Here is a 21048-nt window from a genome sequence, read left to right on the forward strand (position 1 = left end):
ACCTAATTCTTTGAAAGGAAGATGGCGACGGGAACGACGCTGGCGCCGCGTTCGACCTCGAGCGCGATGCGCGCGCCCGGGGCCAGTTGATTGGCGAGCGCCGCAACGTCGCTGGCCGAGGTGATCGGGCGGCCGCCGACCGAGCGGATGACGTCGCCGGGGCGCAGGCCCGCCGCGCGGAACGTCGCCCCGTCACCCTGCGGCTGGACAACGATGCCGGTGATGCGGCCCTCCTCGGTGCGCGGGGCGAAGGCGACGCCCGCCTTGATCGCGGCGGGGGTCATGTCGCCGCTGACGCCCGAGGGGGCCGCGCCGATTTCGGGCGTCGGCGCCGGCAGCGCGGTTCCCGGACTGGCGACGGGTGCCTCGCCGCTCTGGTCGAGAAACAGGCTTTCGCGCGCGCCGCCGCGATCGAGCAACACATGGTCGAACGCGACGCCGGCGAGCTTCAGTCCCGGCGCGATCTCGTCGCCGACGGCATAGCTCGTCTGCACCCCGTCCTCGCCCGCGATGATCGCCGAGCCGCCGCCCGTCGCTTCGTTGAGGTTGATCCCGAACAGCGTGAGCCCCGCCGAAGTCACGGTTGCCGTCGCGGGGCCCTGAACATTGCCGCGAAAAAAGGGATCGAGGCTGGTGAAGAGCGCGCGCCGTTCGGCGGGCGATGCGATGACGGCGGTTTGCGGCTGCCACGCACCGAGCGGCGACAGCGGGGTGAGCAATGTCCAGAACAGGCGGACGCCTTGCCAGATCAGGAGCGCGCCGAGCAGGCCGACGAGCAGGTGCGGCCAGATTTCGAGCGGGGTCCGCCTGCGAACGCGGAGCCACGAAGGCAGCGCGCGCGGCAGCCGAACGGCCGATCCGGACATCAGCGTTGCCATGGTTTCTTCCCTGTCCCCCAACTGAAAGGCTGCATGACGAATCGCCTAGGGACGATTGGTGACAATCAGTTGACGGGAAGATTACAGTTTTTTGTCAGCCGGGCGAGTCCGGTGCGGTGGGTGGGGGGGTAATGATCCTCCCTGTGCCGTAGGCATGGGGAGGTGGCAGCCCGCAGGGCTGACGGAGGGGCCGGCGCGCGACGCCAGAGCCCCTCCACCACCGCTTCGCGGCGGTCCCCCTCCCCACCGCTTCGCGGCAGGGAGGATTTATAGCTCAGAATTTAATCGAGGCGCTGAGCGAGAAGGTGCGGCCCAGCTTGTAACGGTTGAAATAGATCTTGTTGTCGCCCGAGGTCTGGAGCTCTTCATATTTGCGCCCCGTGAGGTTGCGCGCCTCGAACTTCAGCTCGATTTCCTTGTTCAAGAGGTTGATGCCCTGCCGCGCGACGAAGTCGAGCTGGATGCCGGGCTTTTCCTTGAGGTCGGGCTGGCCCGACGGACCACGGCTGGTCACGCGCGGGCTGGCATAGGTCAGCATCAACGTCTGCTGCGACAGCCGGTCCTGATCCTCGAGCCCGATCTGGAAATTGACCAGATGGTCCGACTGGCCGGTCAGCGGCGAGCCGTCGAAGAAGAAGATGTCGGCCGGACGCTCGACGCCGTTGACGAAGGTGACATCGTCCTCGCCGACCTGAATGTCCGACTGGGTATAGGTGTAGTTGCCGATCAGGACGAGCCGGCGGCTCTGCCAGAATGGCGCGTCGGACAGCGTGTCGAGCGGGAAATATTTCTGCACCTCGAACTCGGCGCCATAGAGCGTCGCCTTGGGCGCATTGGCGTAGCTGGTGCTGACCTGATTGTCCGACGCCGACGTATAGGCCTCGATCGGATTGTCGATCGATTTATAGAAGCCCGCGACCGTGAACCGCTGATCGCGGTCGAAATACCATTCGTAGCGCAGTTCGGCGTTCCACAGCTCGCTGTCGGTCAGCGAGGGGTTGCCGCGATAGAGGCGGTTCGATTCGGGATCGAGATAGACCTGCGCGACGAGTTCGCGGAACTGCGGCCGCGCGATCGTCTTCGACCCGTTGAGGCGAAGCTGCATGTCGGGCGCCATTTCCCAGGTCAGCGTCACCGCCGGCAGCCAATAGGCATTGTCGAGATCGGTCGGCACGAACACCGACGAGCCGGTGTTGAACAGATCGACCGGGACGACGGTCTGCTTGGCGTCTTCATAACGCACGCCGGCGTTGATGTTGACGCCCGGCACGACTTCGGCCTGGAGCTGCGCATAGCCCGCATGAGTGGTCAGATTGGCGTCGAACGCCGCCGCGCCGTCCTGCGCCGAGGTTTCGAGCAGCCGGATATCGTAAAGCTGGATCGACGCGTCGGAGAGCAGATAGTCGGGGCGCAATTGCTGGACCTCGATCGGCAGATTCTGCGCGCGGAACAGGAAGTCGCGGCGCACCGAAGTGCGATGCGTGTCGCTGTAGGCGTAACCGACCGTCGCGGTGATGCGCGGCGCCAGTTCGTAGGAGAGGTCGACGCCGCCCGACCAGAGATCCTCGTTCAGATCCGAAAAGGAAATGCTCGCCGAACCGCGGCCACCGGTGAGGTCGTTGACGAACTTGTCGCCGACGGGATCGATATCGGTGGGCAGGTTGGTGCGCACATAGGTGAAGCTGCGTTCGTAGGGCGCCTCGCGCTGCGAATTGGCATAGCCGCCGCGCAGGTCGAGCTGGATGCGGTCGAAATCGAATTCGGCGACGAGCTGGCTGTTGATCAGCTGGCGTTCGTACCACGCCGTGTCCTGCTGCATGATGTCGCGGTCGGACTGGTTGCGGTTGGTGCCGAGCCCGAGGCGCGCCTGTTTCAGCGTGTCGCGGATATAGAGGTTGGTCCAGCGGAACTTGTGATCGCCGAGTTCGAGCCCGAAACCGAGCAGGCCGTTGACGACGATGCGGTTGTCGGTGACGACGCGGTTGAAATTGGTCTGCGGCTCGCCCGACAGGTCGGTTTCGAGCGAGGTCTGCTGGAGCGTATCGCGCGTCCGCCACTTGTTGCTGATCCCCGCGGTCGCGATGATGCCGAGCTCGCCGTCGGGGAGCTGGATCGTCGTGCCGCCGGTGATCCCCGCCGACCAGTTGACCGGGATATGGTTATTCTGCTGGAGCAGGCTCGTCTCCGAATTGACCAGCTCCATCTGGATCGCCTTCAGATCGGCGAGGCTGAAATCGGCACCCTCGAGGATCGGCTTGCCGCTGGCGAAGGCGGCTTTCAGGAGCGGCGGGACGTCGCGCGTGCCGTCGTCGAAGCCGGTCCAGTCGGTGTCGCTGCCATAATAGGTATAGCCGAGTTCGTTCGTCGTCTCGCTGTCCCAGCCAATGCCGCCCGAGAAGGTCAGGAAGGTTTCGCGCGGGATCGCCTTGGTCGTCAGGTTGATGACGCCGCCGCCGAATTCGCCGGGGAAATTGACCGAATAGCTTTTCTGCACCAGCGTCGAATCGATGACGTTGGTCGGAAAGATGTCGAGCGGGACGACGCGCTTCAGCGGCTCGGGGCTGGGCAGCGGCGAACCGTTGAGCAGCGCGAGCGAGTAACGGTCGCCGAGGCCGCGGACATAGACGAAGCCGCCGCCGGCGACGCTGAGGCCGGTCACGCGCTGGAGCGCGCCCGAAATATCGCCTTCGCCGGTGCGCGCGATGTCGGCCGAGGAGAGGACCGACACGACTTCGGGGGTCGCGCGAACGACATTGGGGGTAAAGCGGCCGGTGACGACGATTTCGGCGTCGGCGCCGCCGGGGATCGACACATCGACCTCTTCGTCCGCCGCGCCATCGTCAGCCGGGTCGGCGGGCGGCGTTTCGGCGGGCGCGGGATCGGGCTCGGCCGTCTGGGCGAGCGCCGCGGGCGACACCAGCGCCGACGAAAGGAGCAGGAAGCTGGCGAATAGCGACCGCTTGGTCATGTTGGAAAACCCCTAATGGCAGATGGGCCCTAATGGCGGATGGAAATGGGGGCGGGGCGCGCCGGTGGTGCGCCCCGCCCCGGTATCGGACGTCGGCGCGTCAGGTGACGGGGATGTCGGTGCAGTTGCCGCTGGTGTCGCCGAACGACGCCGTGGCGGAATTGCAGGTCCAGCCCGCATACCAGGTGTCGTTGGCGTCAGCGACCGCGCCGACATAGGCCGTCGTGTCGAAGAAGCCGTCGAGCGTCGCCGCGTCGAACGCCGTCAGCGCGGTTTCGGTCGCGCCGTTGACGAACAGGTCGGTCAGGCTCGGCGTGTAGGTCGAGCTGTTGTTCGTGCCGAGTTCGAAGATCGCGCGGACCGCGGCATCGTCGGGACCGTTCGAGCCGCGGAACGGACGGTCGTTGCACTGCATCGACACCGACTGGAACACCGGCGGACCGTTTTCGTCGAGCGCCGGGTTCGCCGGCTGGACCGTGGTGGCGCTGTCGACGCGGAGGCACGAGGCGCCGGTGGTGATCAGCCCGTTGGCGAAGGTGTAGTCGGCGCCGCCGCGGATGCGGATCGCGGCGCCGTTGCCCGCCGCCGCGTTGCGGTGGATGAAGGTGAAGTTCGAGATATTCACTTCCTGGCGCGGAACCGCGTTCTCATCGCCGTCGGAGTCGATTTCCATGATCGAGTCGCCGACCGCGCCACCGGCGCGCTGCACCGCGATCGCATATTGGATATTGCCCTTGTAGCCGACGTCGGTGTCGAAGCTGTCATCCTCGGCGCCGGTGACGACCATATGTTTGAAGTTCGGGCGGCCGCCGAACACTTCCATGCCGTCGTCCGAGCTGTTGTGCATCTGGATATGATCGAACCGGGTCGCCGAACCGACGCCCGACGGGGTCAGCCCCTGCAATTCGCTGTCGGGCGACAGGTTGAAACCCGAATAGCGGATCTGGACATAGCTCATCCGGCCCGAATCATCGTCCTCGATTTCGCCGCCATAGAGCGCGTTCGACGCGCCTTCGGTGTCGCGTTCGCAATCGTTGGTGCCGGGGACCGCGCCCGCCGCGTCGCAATCGGTGATCGGCGCGCGGCCAAGCAGGACGACGCCGCCCCACAGCTGCGACGTGTTGTCGGTCGCCGAGCCGACGACGTTGCCGCGGCCGGTGAAGACGATCGGCTGCGTCGGGGTGCCGACGGCGTCGATCTTGTTACCGCGGTTGACGGCGAGGAAAGCGGTGCCGGTCGAGGCGAAGATGGTGACGCCCGGATCGATCGTCAGCGTGACGTCGGCGGCATCGCCGGCCTCTTCGGTCGGACCCTGATCGGTGCCGACATCGACGCGGCCGGGCAGCGAATAGATGACGCCGTCGACCTTCGGGATTGCGGTGGTCGCGTTGAACTTCGTGGGGAAGCCGCAGTTGCGCCAGGTGCCCTGCGGCCCCGAGATGGTGCCAAGGTCGGCGAGCTGGTCGGCGCCGTTAATGGTCGGGCAGGCGTCGGCCGGGGTCACGCCGGTCGGCGTGGGGGTCGGCGTCGGCGTCGGGGTCGGAGTGGGCGTCGGGGTCGGCGCGGGAATGACGATCACGCCTTCGCCCGGCGAGGCGACGCCATCGGCGCCGCACGCCGCAAGAATGGAACAGGCCACGCCGCTGAGCATGACCAAACGAATGCGTGCGAAAGCCGCCATGAAAATCTCCGTCCCGGTGTGCGCCTGCGCGCCCCTGATGAAAAACACGCCGCGGACAAGAAAAGCATTGATGTCTCGCCCCCGGTGACGCCGCCACTAGGGTGATTCGATGACGGTCTGACGCCAGAACCGTGACACTTGCGTGACTCTTTGGAGTCGGTTCGATGACATGGAGGCCCACGCGGGGCTGCACGCGTTCGCGCCCGCAAAAATAAAAGCGGCGAAGCTCGCTTGCATCGCTCGACAAGCTTTGCTAGGCGCCCGCTCCTACCTGGTGCCGGACCCGATCCGGACCATCATGATGTGCGGTCGTGGCGGAACTGGTAGACGCGCAACGTTGAGGTCGTTGTGGCCGAAAGGCCGTGGAAGTTCGAGTCTTCTCGACCGCACCATTATCCATTGATTTCATTGGATAATTTCTGGCCTTTGGCGCAGTTTGATGCGGGCCATCGGTGCTTGATAATGAGGTGGAGCCCCCCCCCCGCAAGGCGGAGAGAGGTCACGCCGCGATGGCTGTTGTTTCGTCAAGATGCTCCGCAATAGCGTCGGCCAACCTATCGACCAGCGCGAGCGGCAGGTCGTGCCCCATGCCGGGGATCGTCAGCAGCCGCGCGCCCGCGATATTGTCGGCGGTATCGCGCCCGCCGGGCAGCGGCACGAGCGGATCATCCTCGCCATGGATGACGAGCGTCGGCGCCTTGATTTTCTTCAGCATCGGACGCCGGTCGCCGTCGGCGACGATCGCCGCCATCTGGCGCGCGACGCCCTGCGGATACCAGCCGCGCTCGAAATCGGCGCGCACGCGGGCCTGGAGCCGGTCCTCGGCCGACGGATAGCCGGGGCTGCCGATCACCCGCGCGGCACCCACCGAATAAGCGACGAGTGCTTCCTTGTCGCCGCTCATCGGCCGGTTCGCGAGCACACGCATCGCCTCCTTCTGCGCACGCGGCAGGCGGCGGTTGCCCGTGGTCGACATCACAGAGGTCAGCGACAGCACGCGTTTGGGGTAGCGCGCGGCGATATGCTGCGAAATCATGCCGCCCATCGACACGCCGACGATATGCGCGCGGTCGATGCCGAGATGATCGAGCAGGCCGATGCCGTCGGCCGCCATATCGGCGAGCGTATAGGCGGGGCGCACCGGCAGCCCGATCACCGATTTGACGATCATCCACTTCACGTTGGGGATGCCCGCAGCGTCGAAGCGTGTCGACAGGCCGACGTCGCGATTGTCGTAGCGGATGGTGCGAAAGCCCCGTTCGTTCAGCCCATCGACGAATTCGTCGGGCCATAGCGTCAATTGGCCGCCGAGGCCCATGACCAGCAGGATCACCGGCGCATCGCGCGGCCCCTTGTCCTCATAGGTGATGCTGATGCCGTTGACGGTCGCCTGCTCGGTCTGCATGAAAATCCTTTGGTTCGAAAAGCCTAGCTCGCCGTCGCGGGCTTGTAATGCGCGGCGTCGGAGGTGAATTCGGCGCGGCCATATTCGGCCAGCTGGCGTTCGATCCGATGCACGAGGCGGCGGTCGGCAAGATGGCGGAGGATCGGCAAGCGCGAGGCGACGCGATAGGCGGCCATGCGCCCGGCGATGCCGAGCATCGTCGCGCCATAGATGAGGTGGTCGCGGCGCCGCACCGGCACGCCGACATCGGCCGCGCGCGCCTCGTCGCCCGCCAGAAAGGCCTTCACGAAGAAGACGCGGCTGACCGAATATTCGAGGCGGCGCTTGACCTGCCCCTTGGGCGAGCGGTCCTTCGACAGTTCGGCGTCCATCGTCGCGCGAAGCAGCCCGCCGCAGACCTGATCGTCATATTCGTAGCGCAAGGTCGCGCTGCGGGTGCGCCAGATGCGGACGATCTCCTGCGGCGTGTCGGCGAGCAGATCCTCGGGCAGCCCGAGCAGATAACAGCGATAGCGCGCGAGCTCGACGCGGCCGCGTTCGAGCCGCGTGAAGCGGGTGCGACCTTTGGCGAGCACCTCCTGCGACATGAAATAAACGGGGATCAGCCCGGCGGGCATCTGGTCGAGCTGCGGGATCGGCATGCCATAGGTGTCGGCGTCCCACATGCCCGGACGCGACAGCACGTTGACGCGCACCATCGAGTGCATCAGCCGCACCATCGCTGCCGCCTTGAAGCCCGGACCGAAACGATCGAGCGCGCCGGGGAGCGCGGTGGTGGCGAAGAATGTCGCGGTTTCCTTCACCCGCCGCGCCGCGGTCGCCTGGCCGAGCGTGCCGGTGAGCGCCATCGGCAGCGCCGAATATTTGTTGAGGAAGGTCGCGATGAAAGCGCCGCGGATCAGGAAGGGCGACAGGTTCGCCGTGGCGTTACGCTCATAGGCGGCGCCCTCCTCGACCAGCACCATATCGAGCCAGTCGGGCCTCTGCTCCATCTCGCGGATCAGCGCGACCAGTTCGGCGGGCGCGTCCTCGACCGCCTCGATCCCCTTGTCGCACGCCTCGACGAGCATCGCGACGGTGCGTTGAAAGCCGTAGCGCGGCATCAGCGCCGCATAGGCATCGCCGGTCCGGTCGCCGAGCATCGTATATTCGCGGATGCGGCCGAGCAGCTCGGGATCGTCCAGATAGGCCGAACGGTCGATGCTGCGGACGCGGCCGAGTTCGCTCACCGCATCGGCCTCGGGCGCCCAGCGTTCGGGGGCCTTGTCGAAATCGAAGCGGCCGAACAGCTCGGGCAAGGCCTCCGCCTGATCCCGCACCCGGCGGGCGATGGTGCTGACATCGCTGTTCATAAGATGAACCTGCCACAGATTCGCGATTTGGCAAGGGGGGCCGGTTGCGGGTCGATACCGGCCTTTCAATGCTCGTCACCCTGAACTTGTTTCAGCATCCATGGCCAGACCGCCGATCGGGCGCAGCGCCGAAGGAAACGGCAGGCCATGGACCCTGAAACAAGTTCAGGGTGACGATGCTATGGAGGGCGGGTCCCGCCCGAAAGCCAGCGCCTCAGCCCCCGGCCTTGCGATCGCGATAGGTCGGAAGCGCGAGCGACCAGCGGATCGCGGCGCCGCGCAGGATGAAACCGGCGACCGCCCCGGTGACCGCCGCGATCGGCGTCCCGGCGCCGAGCCAGAGCAGGATCAGGAACAGCCCCGACGCGAGCGCCGCGGCGGTGACATAGATTTCGGGACGTACGATGATCGACGGCACCCCGGCAAGGATATCGCGGATCGTGCCGCCGACGCAGCCGGTGATCACTCCCATCATCAGCGCGGGAAAGGGCGGAACGCCCCACGCCAGCGCCTTGGCCGTCCCGAACACGGCATAGGCGGCGAGCCCGACGGCATCGGCCCATTCGAGCAATTGCCCCTGCCACCAGCGTTCGGGCGTGATCCAGACGACGAGCGCGATCGCGATGCACACCGCCGCGATCGCGCCGTCCTGCACCCAGAAGACCGGCGCGCCGATGAGCAGGTCGCGCACGCTGCCGCCGCCGACGCCGGTGACGAGCGCGAAAAAAGCCGCAGTCACCAGCGTCTGGCGGAGGCGCACCGCCATCAGCGCGCCCGATAAGGCGAAGACACCGATGCCGACCAGGTCGAGCAGCCGGACGATCAGCGCATTGTCGAGCTCGAACAAAACGGGAGCCTATTTCGCGTCGGGGCGCACGCCGCCGATGATCGACAGCATGATCGCGGTCACCGCATTGCGGATTGCCGGTTCGGCCTTTGGGGCGAAGAAGGGCGAATGATTGGTCGGCGCGGGCTCGCCCTTCGCCTTGAGATCGGCGAGCACCGCGGGATCATAACCGCCGATCCCGAAGAAGAGCGATGGCACGCCCGCATCGACGAATTCCGAAAAATCCTCACTTCCAGACATCGGGGTCGCGCTCACCGGCGCAAAAGCCAAGCCCTTGCCGAACACCGGCGTCAAAACGGTTACCGCGGCCTTCGCCATCGCCTCGTCGTTCGTCATCACCCCGGTGCCGCCAATGTAACGGATCGTCGGTTCGGGCGCCCCGCCCATCGCGGCCGCCGACTTCGCGACGCGCGCGGTGCCGTCCTGCAGCAGCTTGCGCACCTCGGGCGACTGCGAGCGCAGATTGACCTTCACCTCGGCGCTGTCGGGAATGATGTTGGGCGCGCTGCCCGCGTTGATCGCGCCGATCGTCAGCACGCCGAACGCCGCCGGGTCCTTTTCGCGGCTGATCACGACCTGCGTGTCGGTGACGAAGCGCGCGGCGATCGGGATCGGGTCGATCGTCGCCGCGGGCATCGAGCCGTGTCCGCCGCGTCCGTGGAAAATGATCGCATAGCTGTCCGACGCCGATGAGGACGGCCCCGCCTTGATCGCGACGACGCCCGCCGGAAGGTTGGTGACATGCGCCGCAAAGCCGAAATCGGGCTTCGGGAATCGCTTGAAAAGTCCGTCGTCGAGCATCGCGCGCGCGCCGCTGAGCGGTTCTTCGGCGGGCTGGCCGATCAGCATGACGGTGCCCGACCAGTTATCGCGCATCGCGGAAAGCGCCTGCGCGACGCCGACCAGATAGGCGACATGCGTGTCGTGTCCGCACGCGTGCATCACCGGCACATCCTTGCCCTCATAGGTCGCGCGCGCCTTGCTGGCCCAGGCGAGCCCGGTCTTCTCCTCCATCGGCAGAGCGTCCATGTCGGCGCGCACGAGGATCGTCGGACCCTCGCCATTCTTGAGTAGGCCGACGACGCCGGTGCCGCCGACCTTTTCGGTGACGGTAAATCCCGCTGCCCGCAGATGCTGTGCGAGGATGCCCGCCGTGCGGACCTCCTGCATCCCGAGTTCGGGGTGCTGGTGCAAATCCTTGTAGAGCGCCTCAAGCGCCGGATAATTCTTGTCGAGCAGCGTGGTCAGCCGCGCATTCGCGGCATCGAGATCGGGCGCCGCCCGCGCGCCCGTCGCGGTGAGGGAAAGAGCCAGCGAAGCCGCTGCCCACAGCCAATGCTTCGCCATCACACTCTCCCCCATTTTCCGTGTCAAATATGAATCGGCTTGCCCGTCACCGCCATCGCGGCTTCCTTGATCGCCTCGCTGTGCGTCGGATGCGCGTGGCAGGTGTAGGCGATGTCTTCAGACGTCGCGCCGAATTCCATCGCCTGCGCCGCCTGCGCGATCATCGTGCCCGCGACGCTCGCGATGCACCATACGCCCAGCACGCGGTCGCTCTTCGCATCCGCGATCACCTTCACGAAGCCATCGGGCTCGTGGTTGGTCTTGGCGCGGCTGTTCGCCATCATCGGGAACTTGCCGACCTTGACCTCACCCTTTTCCCCACCCGCCTTCTCAATAGCCTGCTCTTCGGTCAGGCCGACGCCGGCAATTTCGGGCCAGGTGTAGACAACCGACGGGATGACGTCGTGGTTCACGATGCCGGTCAGTCCCGCAATATTCTCGGCGCAGGCGATGCCCTCATCCTCGGCCTTGTGCGCGAGCATCGGGCCGGGGATGACGTCGCCGATCGCCCAGATGCCAGGAACCTGCGTCGAGAAATCATGGTCGGTTTCGATCTGGCCGCGCTGGTTGAGCGCGAGGCCCGCCTTGTCGAGGCCGAGGCCGTCGGTGTTCGGACGGCGGCCGATCGACACCAGCACGACATCGGCTTCGAGCGTTTCGGCGTCGCCGCCGGCCGCGGGTTCGAGCGTCAGCACGGCCTTCTTGCCCCCACCCTTTACAGAGGCGACCGCGGCCTTGGTGACCTTGGTCTTGAGCTTGAATTCCATGCCCTGCTTCTTGAATATCTTGTTCGCGTCCTTGCGGACGTCGCCGTCCATGCCGGGCAGGATCTGGTCGAGATATTCGACGACGGTGACCTTGGCGCCGAGGCGGCGCCACACGCTGCCGAGTTCGAGCCCGATCACGCCGCCGCCGATGACGACCATATGGCCCGGAACCTTGGCGAGTTCGAGCGCGCCGGTCGAATCGACGATGATCTGCTTGTCGTTATCGACCTCGACGCCCGGAAGCGGGGTCACCGACGAGCCGGTCGCGATGATGATATTCTTGGCGCGCACCGACTTGCCCGCCACTTCGACGGTATCTTTCGAGGTGAACTGGGCATAGCCCTTCAGCCAGTCGATCTTGTTCTTCTTGAACAGAAATTCGATGCCGCCGGTCAGGCCCTTCACCGCATCCTTGCGCTGGCCGTGCATGGTGCCGAGGTCGAGCTCGGGCTTCACCTTGATGCCCATCGCCGCCATCGCGCCGCCCGCGGCCGCCTCGAAATATTCAGACGCGTGGAGCATCGCCTTCGAGGGGATGCAGCCGACGTTGAGGCAGGTGCCTCCGAGCGTCTCGCGCCCCTCGGCGCACGCGGTCTTGAGGCCCAGCTGCGCCGCGCGGATCGCCGCGACATAGCCGCCGGGACCGGCACCGATGACAAGGACGTCGTAATCAAAGTCCGACATTTCAATCTCCGTTCGCCCTGAGCTTGTCGAAGGGCCGTACTTTTCTCAATCCGTCGCTCTCAAGGGAAGAACGGGGCTTCGACAAGCTCAGCCCGAACGGATGTGGGATATTTTAAAGATCGATCAGGATGCGCGTCGGGTCCTCGATCGCTTCCTTGATCGTCTTGAGGAAGGTCACCGCCTCGCGGCCATCGACCAGGCGGTGGTCATAGCTCATCGCGAGATACATCATCGGGCGGATCACGATCTCGCCGTCGCGCACGACGGGGCGATCCTCGATGCGATGGAGACCGAGCACCGCCGACTGCGGCGGGTTGATGATCGGGGTCGACATCAGACCGCCGAACACGCCGCCGTTCGAGATGGTGAAGGTGCCGCCGGTCATGTCGTCCATCGTCAGCGTGCCGTCCTTGGCGCGCTTGCCGAGGTCGGCGATCGCCTTCTCGATGTCGGCGAACGACATGCTGTCGGCATTGCGCACGACCGGCACGACGAGGCCGTTCGGGGCGCTGACCGCGACCGAGACGTCGAGATAATTGTGATAGACGATCTCGTCGCCGTCGATCCGCGCGTTGACCGACGGGATGTCATGCGCGGCGAGCGCGACCGCCTTGGTGAAGAAGCTCATAAAGCCGAGGCGCACGCCATGCTTCTTTTCGAAGCTGTCGCGGTATTTTTCGCGCGTCGCCATCACCGCCGACATGTCGACATCGTTGAACGTCGTCAGCATCGCCGCGGTGTCCTGCGCCGACTTCAGGCGCTTGGCGATCGTCTGGCGCATGCGCGTCATCTTGACGCGCTCTTCCTGACGGCCCGGCGCGGCGCTCGCGGCAGGGGCAGGCGCAGCCGCCGGTGCGGGGGCGGCGGCAGGCGCCGCGCTGGCGGCCGCGAGCACGTCTTCCTTGGTCAGGCGGCCGTCCTTGCCGCTGCCATGGATCTTCGTCGGATCGACGCCATGTTCGAGCACGAGGCGGCGCACCGCGGGCGACATGGTGGTGACGGTATCGACGCTTTCACCGGCCGGCGCGGCGGTCGTGGCGGGAGCCGGCGCGGCGGCTTCCGCCTTCGCGGCCGGTGCGGGAGCGGGCGCGGCTGCGGCAGGCGCCGGGGCGGCTGCAGTACCGCCGGCCTCGATCGTCGCGATCGCCGCGCCGACGTTGACCGTATCGCCCACCGCGACGAGTTGCTGGCCCATCACGCCGGCGACGGGCGACGGCACTTCGACCGCGACCTTGTCGGTTTCGAGGCTCGCGATGGGTTCGTCGAGCGCGACGGCTTCGCCGGGCTGCTTCAGCCATTCGCCGATCGTCGCTTCGGTGACGCTTTCGCCCAGCGTGGGGACTTTGACTTCGGTGCTCATCGCTTCTTCCTTGGGAGCCATAAATAGGGACAGTCCCTATTTATCGAGATTATCGTTGCGTTTGTTGGGCGACCTCGACCGATAAACAGGGACTGTCCCTATTTATGGCGCGTACGCTCATCATTTATTCTTCGTGCGCCGTATTTCGGCGCGAACCGAAAGGCCGAGCGCGTCGGCGACGAGCGCCGACTGTTCGGTCTGGTGGCGGCTCATCAGGCCGGTCGCGGGCGAGGCCGCGGCGGCGCGGCCGGCATAGCGCGGGCGCATGCCTTTGTGGCCCGCCTCGGTCAGCGATTCCTCGATCAGTTCATTGACGAAGAACCAGGCGCCGTTGTTGCGCGGTTCTTCCTGCGCCCAGACGACCTCCTCGAGCTTCGGCATCCGCTTCAGGCGAACCGCGAGCGCCTCACCCGGGAAGGGATAGAGCTGCTCGATGCGGATCACCGTCGTGTCGGTCAGGCCCGCGGCGTCGCGCGCTTCCATCAGGTCGTAACCGACCTTGCCCGAACAGAGGACGACGCGCTTGACGTCCTTGTCGGCGGGCGGGGTGCGATCCGACATGATGCGACGGAAATGCGCCTCGCCGATGAAGTCCGACCGCTGCGACACCGCCAGCTTGTGGCGGAGCAGCGACTTGGGCGTCATGATGATCAGCGGCTTGCGGAACGAGCGCAGCATCTGGCGGCGCAGGACGTGGAAATAGTTCGACGGGGTCGAAATATTGCACACCTGGATATTGTCGCCGGCGCACAGCTGGAGGAAGCGTTCGAGGCGCGCCGAGCTATGCTCGGGGCCCTGCCCTTCATAACCGTGCGGGAGCAGCAGCACGAGGCCGTTGGCGCGCAGCCACTTGGCCTCGCCCGCGGCGATGAACTGGTCGATCATGATCTGCGCGCCGTTGGCGAAATCGCCGAACTGCGCTTCCCACAGGACCAGCGATTTCGGATCGGCCATCGCATAGCCATATTCGAAGCCGAGCACGCCATATTCGCTGAGCGGGCTATCAAGCACCTCGAACCGGCCGTGCGGCACGGTCGTCAGCGGGATATATTTCGCTTCGGTCTTCTGGTCGACCCAGACGGCGTGGCGCTGGCTGAAGGTGCCACGCCCCGAATCCTGTCCCGACAGGCGCACCTGATAGCCTTCGCTCAGCAAGGTGCCGAAGGCGAGGCTTTCGGCGGTCGCCCAGTCGAACACTTCACCGTCCTTCTTGTCGGCGAACATCGCGCCGCGCGCGTCGATGACGCGGCGCAGCGTCTTGTGGGCTTCGACGTCGGCGGGGATCGTCGTCATCGTGCGGCCGATCGAGTCGAACAGCTTTTCCGAAACGCCCGTCGCGATATTGCGGCGCGCATGTTCGGATTCGGTCGGCGCATAGAGGCCCGACCAGCGCCCGGCGAACCAGTCGGCCTTATTCGGCTTGTAGGTCTTCGCCGCCTCGAAGTCGCCTTCGAGCCGCGCGGTGAATTCGGCGCGGCGCGCGTCGGCCCAGCCCGCGTCGATCACGCCCTCATCCTGCAGCTTCGCGGCGCAGAGCTGGGATACCGGCGGATGCTTGCGGATGCGTTCGTACATCAGCGGCTGGGTGAACGACGGCTCGTCGCCTTCGTTGTGGCCGAAGCGGCGATAGCACCACATGTCGATCACGACGTCGCGCTTGAATTGCTGGCGGAAGTCGATCGCGAGCTTGCACGCGAAGGTCACCGCTTCGGGATCGTCGCCGTTGACGTGCAGGATCGGCGCCTGAACGCCCTTGGCGACATCCGACGGATAGGGCGACGAGCGCGCGAACTGCGGGCTGGTCGTGAAGCCGATCTGGTTGTTGACGATGAAGTGGATGCAGCCGCCGGTGTTGTAGCCGCGGATGCCCGAGAAGCCGAGGCATTCCCAGACGATCCCCTGCCCCGCGAAGGCGGCGTCGCCGTGGATCAGCACCGGCAGCACCTGCGTATGTTCGGCGAGGTCGTCGCGCACCACCTGTTGCGCGCGCACCTTGCCGAGCACGACCGGATCGACCGCCTCGAGGTGCGAGGGATTGGGAACCAGCGACATATGCACCGAGACGCCGTCGAACTCGCGGTCGGTCGAGGTGCCGAGGTGATATTTGACGTCGCCCGAACCGCCGACATCGTCGGGGTTCGCGCTGCCGCCCGAAAATTCGTGGAAGATCACCTGATAGGGTTTGGCGAGCACGTTCGCGAGCATGTTGAGCCGCCCGCGGTGCGCCATGCCATAGACGATTTCCTTCACGCCATATTGGCCGCCATATTTGATGATCGATTCCATCGCGGGGATCATCGACTCGCCGCCGTCGAGCCCGAAACGCTTGGTGCCGACATATTTGCGCGCGAGGAATTTCTCCCATTCCTCGGCCTCGATCACCTTGCTCAGGATCGCGCGCTTGCCTTCCTGGGTGAATTCGACACTCTTGTCGGCGCCCTCCATCCGGTCCTGCAGGAAACGCCGCTCCTCGACGTCGGAAATGTGCATATATTCCAGGCCGACATGGCCGCAATAATTGGCGCGCAGGATCGCGACGATCTCGCGGATCGTCGCCTTTTCGAGCCCCAGCGTTCCGCCGATATACACCGGCCGATCCTGATCGGCGCCGACGAAGCCGTGATATTCGGGCGTCAGATCGGCGGGCAGTTCGCGCTGGCTGAGGCCGAGCGGGTCGAGCGTCGCGGCGAGGTGGCCGCGCACGCGATAGGTGCGGATCAGCATCATCGCGCGGATCGAATCGTCGGCGGCGCGCTCGACCTCGGCGTTCGAGAGCGCGGCGCCCGCCTTGGCGGCGGCGGCCTTCACCGCGACCTGCATCTGCTGCGGGTCGAGCGCGGCGGTCAGGTCGTCGCTGTCGATCCGGGGCCAGTTCTTCGGCGCCCAGCTCGGGCCGGCCTGCGGCTCGTCGATGTCGAAGCTTTGTCGTTCGAGGTTCATCTGCTTTTCCAGGGGGAGGAAGGGGTAGGTATCATCATATGGGGAGCGGAGGCCCGCCGGCAAAGGGCGCCGGCGAGCCGTCCGGTCAGACGCGTTCCTTCAGCACTTCGGCGAGCGTCGTGCCGAGTTCCGACGGGCTCGCCGACACCTTGATGCCGGCGGCTTCCATCGCCGCGATCTTGCTTTCGGCATCGCCCTTGCCGCCCGACACGATCGCGCCGGCGTGGCCCATGCGGCGGCCCGGAGGCGCGGTGCGGCCCGCGATGAAGCCCGCCATCGGCTTCTTGCGGCCGCGTTTCGCTTCGTCGATCAGGAACTGCGCCGCCTGCTCCTCGGCGTCGCCGCCGATTTCGCCGATCATTATGATGCTCTTCGTGGCGTCATCGGCGAGGAAGAGTTCGAGCACGTCGATGAAGTTGGTGCCGTTCACCGGATCGCCGCCGATGCCGACCGCGGTCGTCTGGCCCAGGCCGACGTTCGTGGTCTGGAACACCGCTTCATAGGTCAGCGTGCCCGAGCGCGAGACGACGCCGACGCTGCCCTTCGAAAAGATGTTGCCGGGCATGATGCCGATCTTGCATTCGTCGGGGGTCAGCACGCCGGGGCAGTTGGGGCCGATCAGGCGCGACTTCGAGCCGCTGAGGGCGCGCTTCACCTTGACCATGTCGAGCACGGGAATGCCTTCGGTGATCGCGACGATCAGTTCGACCTCGGCGTCGATCGCCTCGAGGATCGAGTCGGCGGCGAACGGCGGCGGCACATAGATGACCGACGCGGTCGCGCCCGTCGCATGCTTCGCTTCCTCGACCGTGTTGAACATCGGCAGGCCGATATGCGTCGTGCCGCCCTTGCCCGGCGTCACGCCGCCGACCATCTGTGTGCCATAAGCGAGCGCCTGTTCGGTGTGGAAGGTTCCGGTGGCACCCGTCATCCCTTGCGTGATGACCTTGGTATTCTTGTCGATAAGGATAGACATCATTCTTCCTTCATTCGTTGTCCGACTATCGGACGAAATTTTGTCACTTGCGATCCGAACCCAGACGCCAGCCGATCAAGAGTCCAAAACTGCCGCCAATTAAACCTGGCAAAAGAGCGATGGCCCATATCGTGAGCATGCTCTCGTGCTTTCCGGCAAAAACTGCTCCAAGAGCAGCAAGAGCCAAGCCCGGAATGTTTGCCTTCAGCCACGTGCCAACCCCAGACTTTCCGGACGAAGTTGAGTTAAAACATGCCAGAAACGCACACAGTCCAACGGACGTTACCCAACCGATAAGCGCCCATTGGCCCAAATCCATCACGCCAGCGACGGATCCAGCGCCTTACAGGCGTCGAGCAGTTCCTTGACCGCGTCGACCGATACCTGCAGGCCCGCCTTGTCGGCGTCGTCGAGTTCGATCTCGACGATCTTTTCGACCCCGCCAGCACCGATCATCACCGGCACGCCGACGTAGAGGCCGTCGAGGCCGTACTGGCCGTCGACATAGGCGGCGCAGGGCAGGATGCGCTTCTGGTCGCCCAGATAGGCTTCGGCCATCGCAATGCCGCTCGCGGCCGGGGCATAGAAGGCCGAGCCGGTGCCGAGCAGCGCGACGATTTCGCCGCCGCCGCCGCGGGTGCGCTTGACGATCGCGTCGATCTTGTCCTGCGACGACAGGCCCATCTTGACGAGATCGGGAACGGGGATGCCGTTGATCGTCGAATAGCGGACGACGGGAACCATCGTGTCGCCATGGCCGCCGAGCACGAAGGTGTTCACATCCTTCACCGACACGTCGAATTCATCGGCGATGAAGTGGCTGAAGCGCGCCGAATCGAGCACGCCGGCCATGCCGACGACCTTATTGTGCGGCAGGCCCGAAAATTCGCGCAGCGCCCACACCATCGCGTCGAGTGGGTTGGTGATGCAGATGACGAAGGCGTCAGGGGCGTTGGCCTTGATGCCTTCGCCGACGGCCTTCATGACCTTCAGGTTGATACCGAGCAGGTCGTCGCGGCTCATGCCCGGCTTGCGCGCGACCCCGGCGGTGACAATGATGACGTCGGCGCCCGCAATGTCGGCATAGTCGTTCGAGCCAGTGATCTTCGCGTCAAAGCCCGCGATCGGGCCAACCTGCGACAGGTCGAGCGCCTTGCCCTGCGGCACGCCTTCGACCACGTCGAACAGGACGACGTCGCCGAGTTCCTTCTGCGCGGCGAGCAGCGCCAGCGTTCCGCCGATATTCCCGGCTCCGATCAAAGCGATCTTCTTGCGTCCCATGGTGCGCGGCACTCCTTCGTGGCAAGCCCGGCATTGGTTCACAGACCGGCGGGAGCACGGGCTAAAGCTCCGCTCCGGTCCCAAGACTGGCGACCCCCTACGCCGATTCCCTTAACGAAACAACCGCCAAAAGGCCGAAAAACCGCCTTTCTTTGATAATAGTTCGCAATACCAATAGGGCCCATAAATATGGGTTCAGGGTGACAGGCTGGCGCGTGATAGGACAAGATCGCAACGGGTTCGCGGCAGGATGGAACAAAAATGCGTCGTCCGCATAAGCTATCGCCCCGGGGCCGATTAACCCTCCCTTATCCCCGCTTTGTTACGCGCCGATGGTGACGCGCGCGATCATCAGCTTCGACACCGAATTGTCGGCCGGCCTCTATCAACGGGGCCACGACGCGCGCACCAATTTCGAAAGCTCGATCCTCGGCCGCTGCCGCGATGGCGATTTCGGCATCCATTTCCAGATGGACATGCTGGAAAGATACGGCCTCAAGGGCGTGTTCTTCGTCGATCCGATGCCGGCGCTCGTCCACGGGCCGTCGATCATCCGCGACATCATCGCCCCCATCGTCGCGCGCGGTCACGAGGTGCAGCTCCACATCCACACCGAATGGCTCGCCTTCGCGCGGTTCAGCCCGGTCGGGCGGCTGACCGGGCGCAACATCGGCGACTTCCCGCTCGGGGCGCAGAAAAAGCTGATCGGGCTGGCGGCGGACATGCTGATGCGCGCCGGGGCGCCCGAGCCGGTCGCCTTTCGCGCCGGCAATTTCGGCGCCAACGACGATACGCTGCGCGCGCTCGCGGCACTGGGCTTCGATTATGACAGCAGCTTCAACGGCGCCCATGTCGGTCATGGCTGCGACATCGGACTCGACCGCCGCAACATCGGGATGCGCCTGCATCATGGCGTCTGCGAAGTGCCGGTCAGCGGCCTGATGGACCGCGCCAACAGCTTTCGGCCGGCGCAGCTCTGCGCCATGTCCGAAGAGGAAATGCGCGACGCGCTCGATCATGCGGCGGCGAACGGCGCGATCCAGTTCTCGGCCTTCAGCCACAGCTTCGAACTGCTCAGTCGCGATCGCGCGGTCCCCAACCGGCTGGCGATCGCGCGCATGGAGGCCCTATGCCAGGCGGTCGCCGCCGACCGCCGCGTGACCAGCGGCGGCTTCACCGATCTGCCCGAGCCACCGGCGCAGCCCGGGCCGATCAGGCCGCCCGAACCGCGACCGCTCCGGACGCTCCGCCGCACCGCCGAACAGGCCGCGGGGCACCTCGCCCACGAAGTGCGTTACGTCCGCAGTCTCGCCTATGTCACCGCCAACACGTCACGCTGGGGGAAGATCGCCGGCGGCATCCTGTTGGCCATGGCCTAGACCGAGGTAATCGTCCGACTGCATTTCGGCGAGACGGCTTGCCGTCCGCTCGAATTCGAACGCCCCGTCGCCCGCGACATAAAGCTGGTCGGGCGCCGCCGCGGCGCTCGCGAGCAGCTTGACCTTATATTCGTAGAGCGCGTCGATCAGCGTGACGAAGCGCGCCGCCTCGTTGCGGTTCTCGGGCCCCATCCGCGGGATGCCCACCAGGATCACGCTATGGAAATGCCGCGCGACCGCGAGATAGTCGGCGGCACCGCGCGCCTCGCCGCACAGTTTCTTGAACGAGAAGACGGCGACGCCTTTCAACGCCTTCGGCACGTGCAGCGTCCGCCCGCCGCCGACATCGAGGTCGAGGCTCGGCACATGCGCGCGGTCCTCGGGCGGATAGTCGGTGAGACGAAAGAAGGCGGCCGACAGCGCGGCGGTCGCGGCATCGTCGGCCGGAACGAACCAGCGCGCGCCGTCACCGAGCCGGTCGCGGCGGTAATCGGTCGGGCCGTTCAGTCCCATCACGTCGAGCCTTTCCTCGGCGAGCGCGATGAAGGGCAGGAAATGCTCGCGGTTGAGCCCATCCTTGTAGAGATCCTTCGGCGGCCGGTTCGACGTCGCGACCATCGTCACGCCATGATCGATCAGCGCGGTGAACAGACGCGACAGGATCATCGCATCGGCGCTGTTGTTCACCACCATCTCGTCGAAGGCGAGGCAGCGGGTATTTTCGGCGAGCGCGTCGGCAACGAGCGGGATCGGATCGCCGCTCTCGCTCTTCCGCACCTCGCGCAGCCGCGCATGGACGTCGAGCATGAAGGCGTGGAAATGGACGCGCCGCTTCCGCTGGATGGCGAGCTGGTCGTAGAACAGGTCCATCAGCATCGATTTGCCGCGCCCGACCGCACCCCACAGATAGACGCCGCGCAGCGCCTCGGGCTTGCGGCCGGTCAGGCGCCAGAGCAGGCTGCCGCGCTTCGGCACCGCTTCGAGTTCGGATTGCAACTGACTGAGCCGCACGGCGGCCGCGCGCTGTTCGGGATCGGGGCGAAGCTCGCCCGCCGCGACAAGCGCGTCATAGGCGGAAAGAACGCTCATAAATAGGGACAGTCCCTATTTAATCGTACAAGCCGAGGCCGCTCGAATCCCGGTCTCCTCATTAAATAGGGACTGTCCCTATTTATGAGCCGCG

At 65.6% G+C, this 21048-nt stretch carries 15 protein-coding genes and 1 tRNA gene; 2 read left to right on the top strand and 14 right to left on the bottom strand.

Annotated features, from left to right (window positions below):
* Positions 1-2: 2 nt before the first annotated feature.
* The 3 genes from GGR90_RS13125 to GGR90_RS13135 form a co-directional block, all read right to left on the bottom strand.
* Entirely contained in the window at positions 3-878 is an 876-nt protein-coding gene (locus GGR90_RS13125) for a type II secretion system protein N (RefSeq protein WP_167921899.1), read from the bottom strand.
* Positions 879-1152: 274 nt separating this feature from the next.
* A complete protein-coding gene (locus GGR90_RS13130) occupies positions 1153-3846 on the bottom strand; it encodes a TonB-dependent receptor domain-containing protein (protein ID WP_167921900.1) in 2694 nt (897 codons plus the stop codon).
* 100 nt (positions 3847-3946) lie between these two features.
* Complete coding sequence (locus tag GGR90_RS13135; RefSeq protein ID WP_167921901.1) at positions 3947-5527, bottom strand: hypothetical protein; 1581 nt, start codon at positions 5525-5527, stop codon at positions 3947-3949.
* A gap of 305 nt (positions 5528-5832) precedes the next feature.
* Between GGR90_RS13135 and GGR90_RS13140 the strand changes: the two genes are divergently transcribed.
* Positions 5833-5919 (top strand) — tRNA-Leu (locus GGR90_RS13140).
* Between the two features lie 107 nt (positions 5920-6026).
* Here the strand turns inward: GGR90_RS13140 and GGR90_RS13145 are convergent.
* The 10 genes from GGR90_RS13145 to mdh form a co-directional block, all read right to left on the bottom strand.
* Positions 6027-6932 (bottom strand): alpha/beta fold hydrolase, encoded by a 906-nt coding sequence (locus tag GGR90_RS13145; RefSeq protein ID WP_167921902.1) that lies wholly within the window; start codon positions 6930-6932, stop codon positions 6027-6029.
* Positions 6933-6955: 23 nt separating this feature from the next.
* Entirely contained in the window at positions 6956-8284 is a 1329-nt protein-coding gene (locus tag GGR90_RS13150) for an oxygenase MpaB family protein (protein ID WP_167921903.1), read from the bottom strand.
* Positions 8285-8498: 214 nt separating this feature from the next.
* Positions 8499-9131: a trimeric intracellular cation channel family protein gene (locus GGR90_RS13155; protein WP_280740856.1), complete on the bottom strand. Its 633-nt coding sequence runs from the start codon at positions 9129-9131 to the stop codon at positions 8499-8501.
* A 9-nt stretch (positions 9132-9140) separates the two neighbouring features.
* Positions 9141-10478: an amidohydrolase gene (locus GGR90_RS13160; RefSeq protein ID WP_209023744.1), complete on the bottom strand. Its 1338-nt coding sequence runs from the start codon at positions 10476-10478 to the stop codon at positions 9141-9143.
* A gap of 23 nt (positions 10479-10501) precedes the next feature.
* A complete protein-coding gene (gene lpdA, locus GGR90_RS13165) occupies positions 10502-11929 on the bottom strand; it encodes a dihydrolipoyl dehydrogenase (RefSeq protein WP_167921905.1) in 1428 nt (475 codons plus the stop codon).
* A gap of 112 nt (positions 11930-12041) precedes the next feature.
* Positions 12042-13289, bottom strand: a complete 1248-nt coding sequence (gene odhB, locus GGR90_RS13170; RefSeq protein WP_167921906.1) for a 2-oxoglutarate dehydrogenase complex dihydrolipoyllysine-residue succinyltransferase — start codon at positions 13287-13289, stop codon at positions 12042-12044.
* 120 nt (positions 13290-13409) lie between these two features.
* Positions 13410-16229, bottom strand: coding sequence for a 2-oxoglutarate dehydrogenase E1 component (locus GGR90_RS13175; protein ID WP_167921907.1), 2820 nt, complete (start codon positions 16227-16229; stop codon positions 13410-13412).
* A gap of 85 nt (positions 16230-16314) precedes the next feature.
* Positions 16315-17205, bottom strand: a complete 891-nt coding sequence (gene sucD / locus GGR90_RS13180) for a succinate--CoA ligase subunit alpha (RefSeq protein ID WP_167921908.1) — start codon at positions 17203-17205, stop codon at positions 16315-16317.
* A gap of 43 nt (positions 17206-17248) precedes the next feature.
* Positions 17249-17524: a hypothetical protein gene (locus tag GGR90_RS13185; RefSeq protein WP_167921909.1), complete on the bottom strand. Its 276-nt coding sequence runs from the start codon at positions 17522-17524 to the stop codon at positions 17249-17251.
* Complete coding sequence (gene mdh, locus GGR90_RS13190; RefSeq protein WP_167921910.1) at positions 17524-18486, bottom strand: malate dehydrogenase; 963 nt, start codon at positions 18484-18486, stop codon at positions 17524-17526. The genes GGR90_RS13185 and mdh overlap by 1 nt, the downstream gene beginning before the upstream one ends.
* Before the next feature lie 335 nt (positions 18487-18821).
* Between mdh and GGR90_RS13195 the strand changes: the two genes are divergently transcribed.
* Complete coding sequence (locus GGR90_RS13195; protein ID WP_381449410.1) at positions 18822-19865, top strand: polysaccharide deacetylase family protein; 1044 nt, start codon at positions 18822-18824, stop codon at positions 19863-19865.
* On the opposite strand, the gene zapE is transcribed toward GGR90_RS13195, so the two are convergent.
* Positions 19818-20954, bottom strand: coding sequence for a cell division protein ZapE (zapE, locus tag GGR90_RS13200; protein ID WP_167921912.1), 1137 nt, complete (start codon positions 20952-20954; stop codon positions 19818-19820). The two genes, GGR90_RS13195 and zapE, sit on opposite strands and share 48 nt — an antisense overlap.
* Positions 20955-21048 lie beyond the last annotated feature (94 nt).

It is taken from the genome of Sphingopyxis italica, from assembly GCF_011926545.1.
GTDB lineage: Bacteria > Pseudomonadota > Alphaproteobacteria > Sphingomonadales > Sphingomonadaceae > Sphingopyxis > Sphingopyxis italica.

Bases quoted from the DNA above. Each gene is read 5' to 3' on its own strand.
- GGR90_RS13125 (WP_167921899.1), bottom strand. From the start codon at position 878: ATGGCAACGCTGATGTCCGGATCGGCCGTTCGGCTGCCGCGCGCGCTG.
- GGR90_RS13130 (WP_167921900.1), bottom strand. From the start codon at position 3,846: ATGACCAAGCGGTCGCTATTCGCCAGCTTCCTGCTCCTTTCGTCGGCG.
- GGR90_RS13135 (WP_167921901.1), bottom strand. From the start codon at position 5,527: ATGGCGGCTTTCGCACGCATTCGTTTGGTCATGCTCAGCGGCGTGGCC.
- GGR90_RS13145 (WP_167921902.1), bottom strand. From the start codon at position 6,932: ATGCAGACCGAGCAGGCGACCGTCAACGGCATCAGCATCACCTATGAG.
- GGR90_RS13150 (WP_167921903.1), bottom strand. From the start codon at position 8,284: ATGAACAGCGATGTCAGCACCATCGCCCGCCGGGTGCGGGATCAGGCG.
- GGR90_RS13160 (WP_209023744.1), bottom strand. From the start codon at position 10,478: ATGGCGAAGCATTGGCTGTGGGCAGCGGCTTCGCTGGCTCTTTCCCTC.
- lpdA (WP_167921905.1), bottom strand. From the start codon at position 11,929: ATGTCGGACTTTGATTACGACGTCCTTGTCATCGGTGCCGGTCCCGGC.
- odhB (WP_167921906.1), bottom strand. From the start codon at position 13,289: ATGAGCACCGAAGTCAAAGTCCCCACGCTGGGCGAAAGCGTCACCGAA.
- GGR90_RS13175 (WP_167921907.1), bottom strand. From the start codon at position 16,229: ATGAACCTCGAACGACAAAGCTTCGACATCGACGAGCCGCAGGCCGGC.
- sucD (WP_167921908.1), bottom strand. From the start codon at position 17,205: ATGTCTATCCTTATCGACAAGAATACCAAGGTCATCACGCAAGGGATG.
- GGR90_RS13185 (WP_167921909.1), bottom strand. From the start codon at position 17,524: ATGGATTTGGGCCAATGGGCGCTTATCGGTTGGGTAACGTCCGTTGGA.
- mdh (WP_167921910.1), bottom strand. From the start codon at position 18,486: ATGGGACGCAAGAAGATCGCTTTGATCGGAGCCGGGAATATCGGCGGA.
- zapE (WP_167921912.1), bottom strand. From the start codon at position 20,954: ATGAGCGTTCTTTCCGCCTATGACGCGCTTGTCGCGGCGGGCGAGCTT.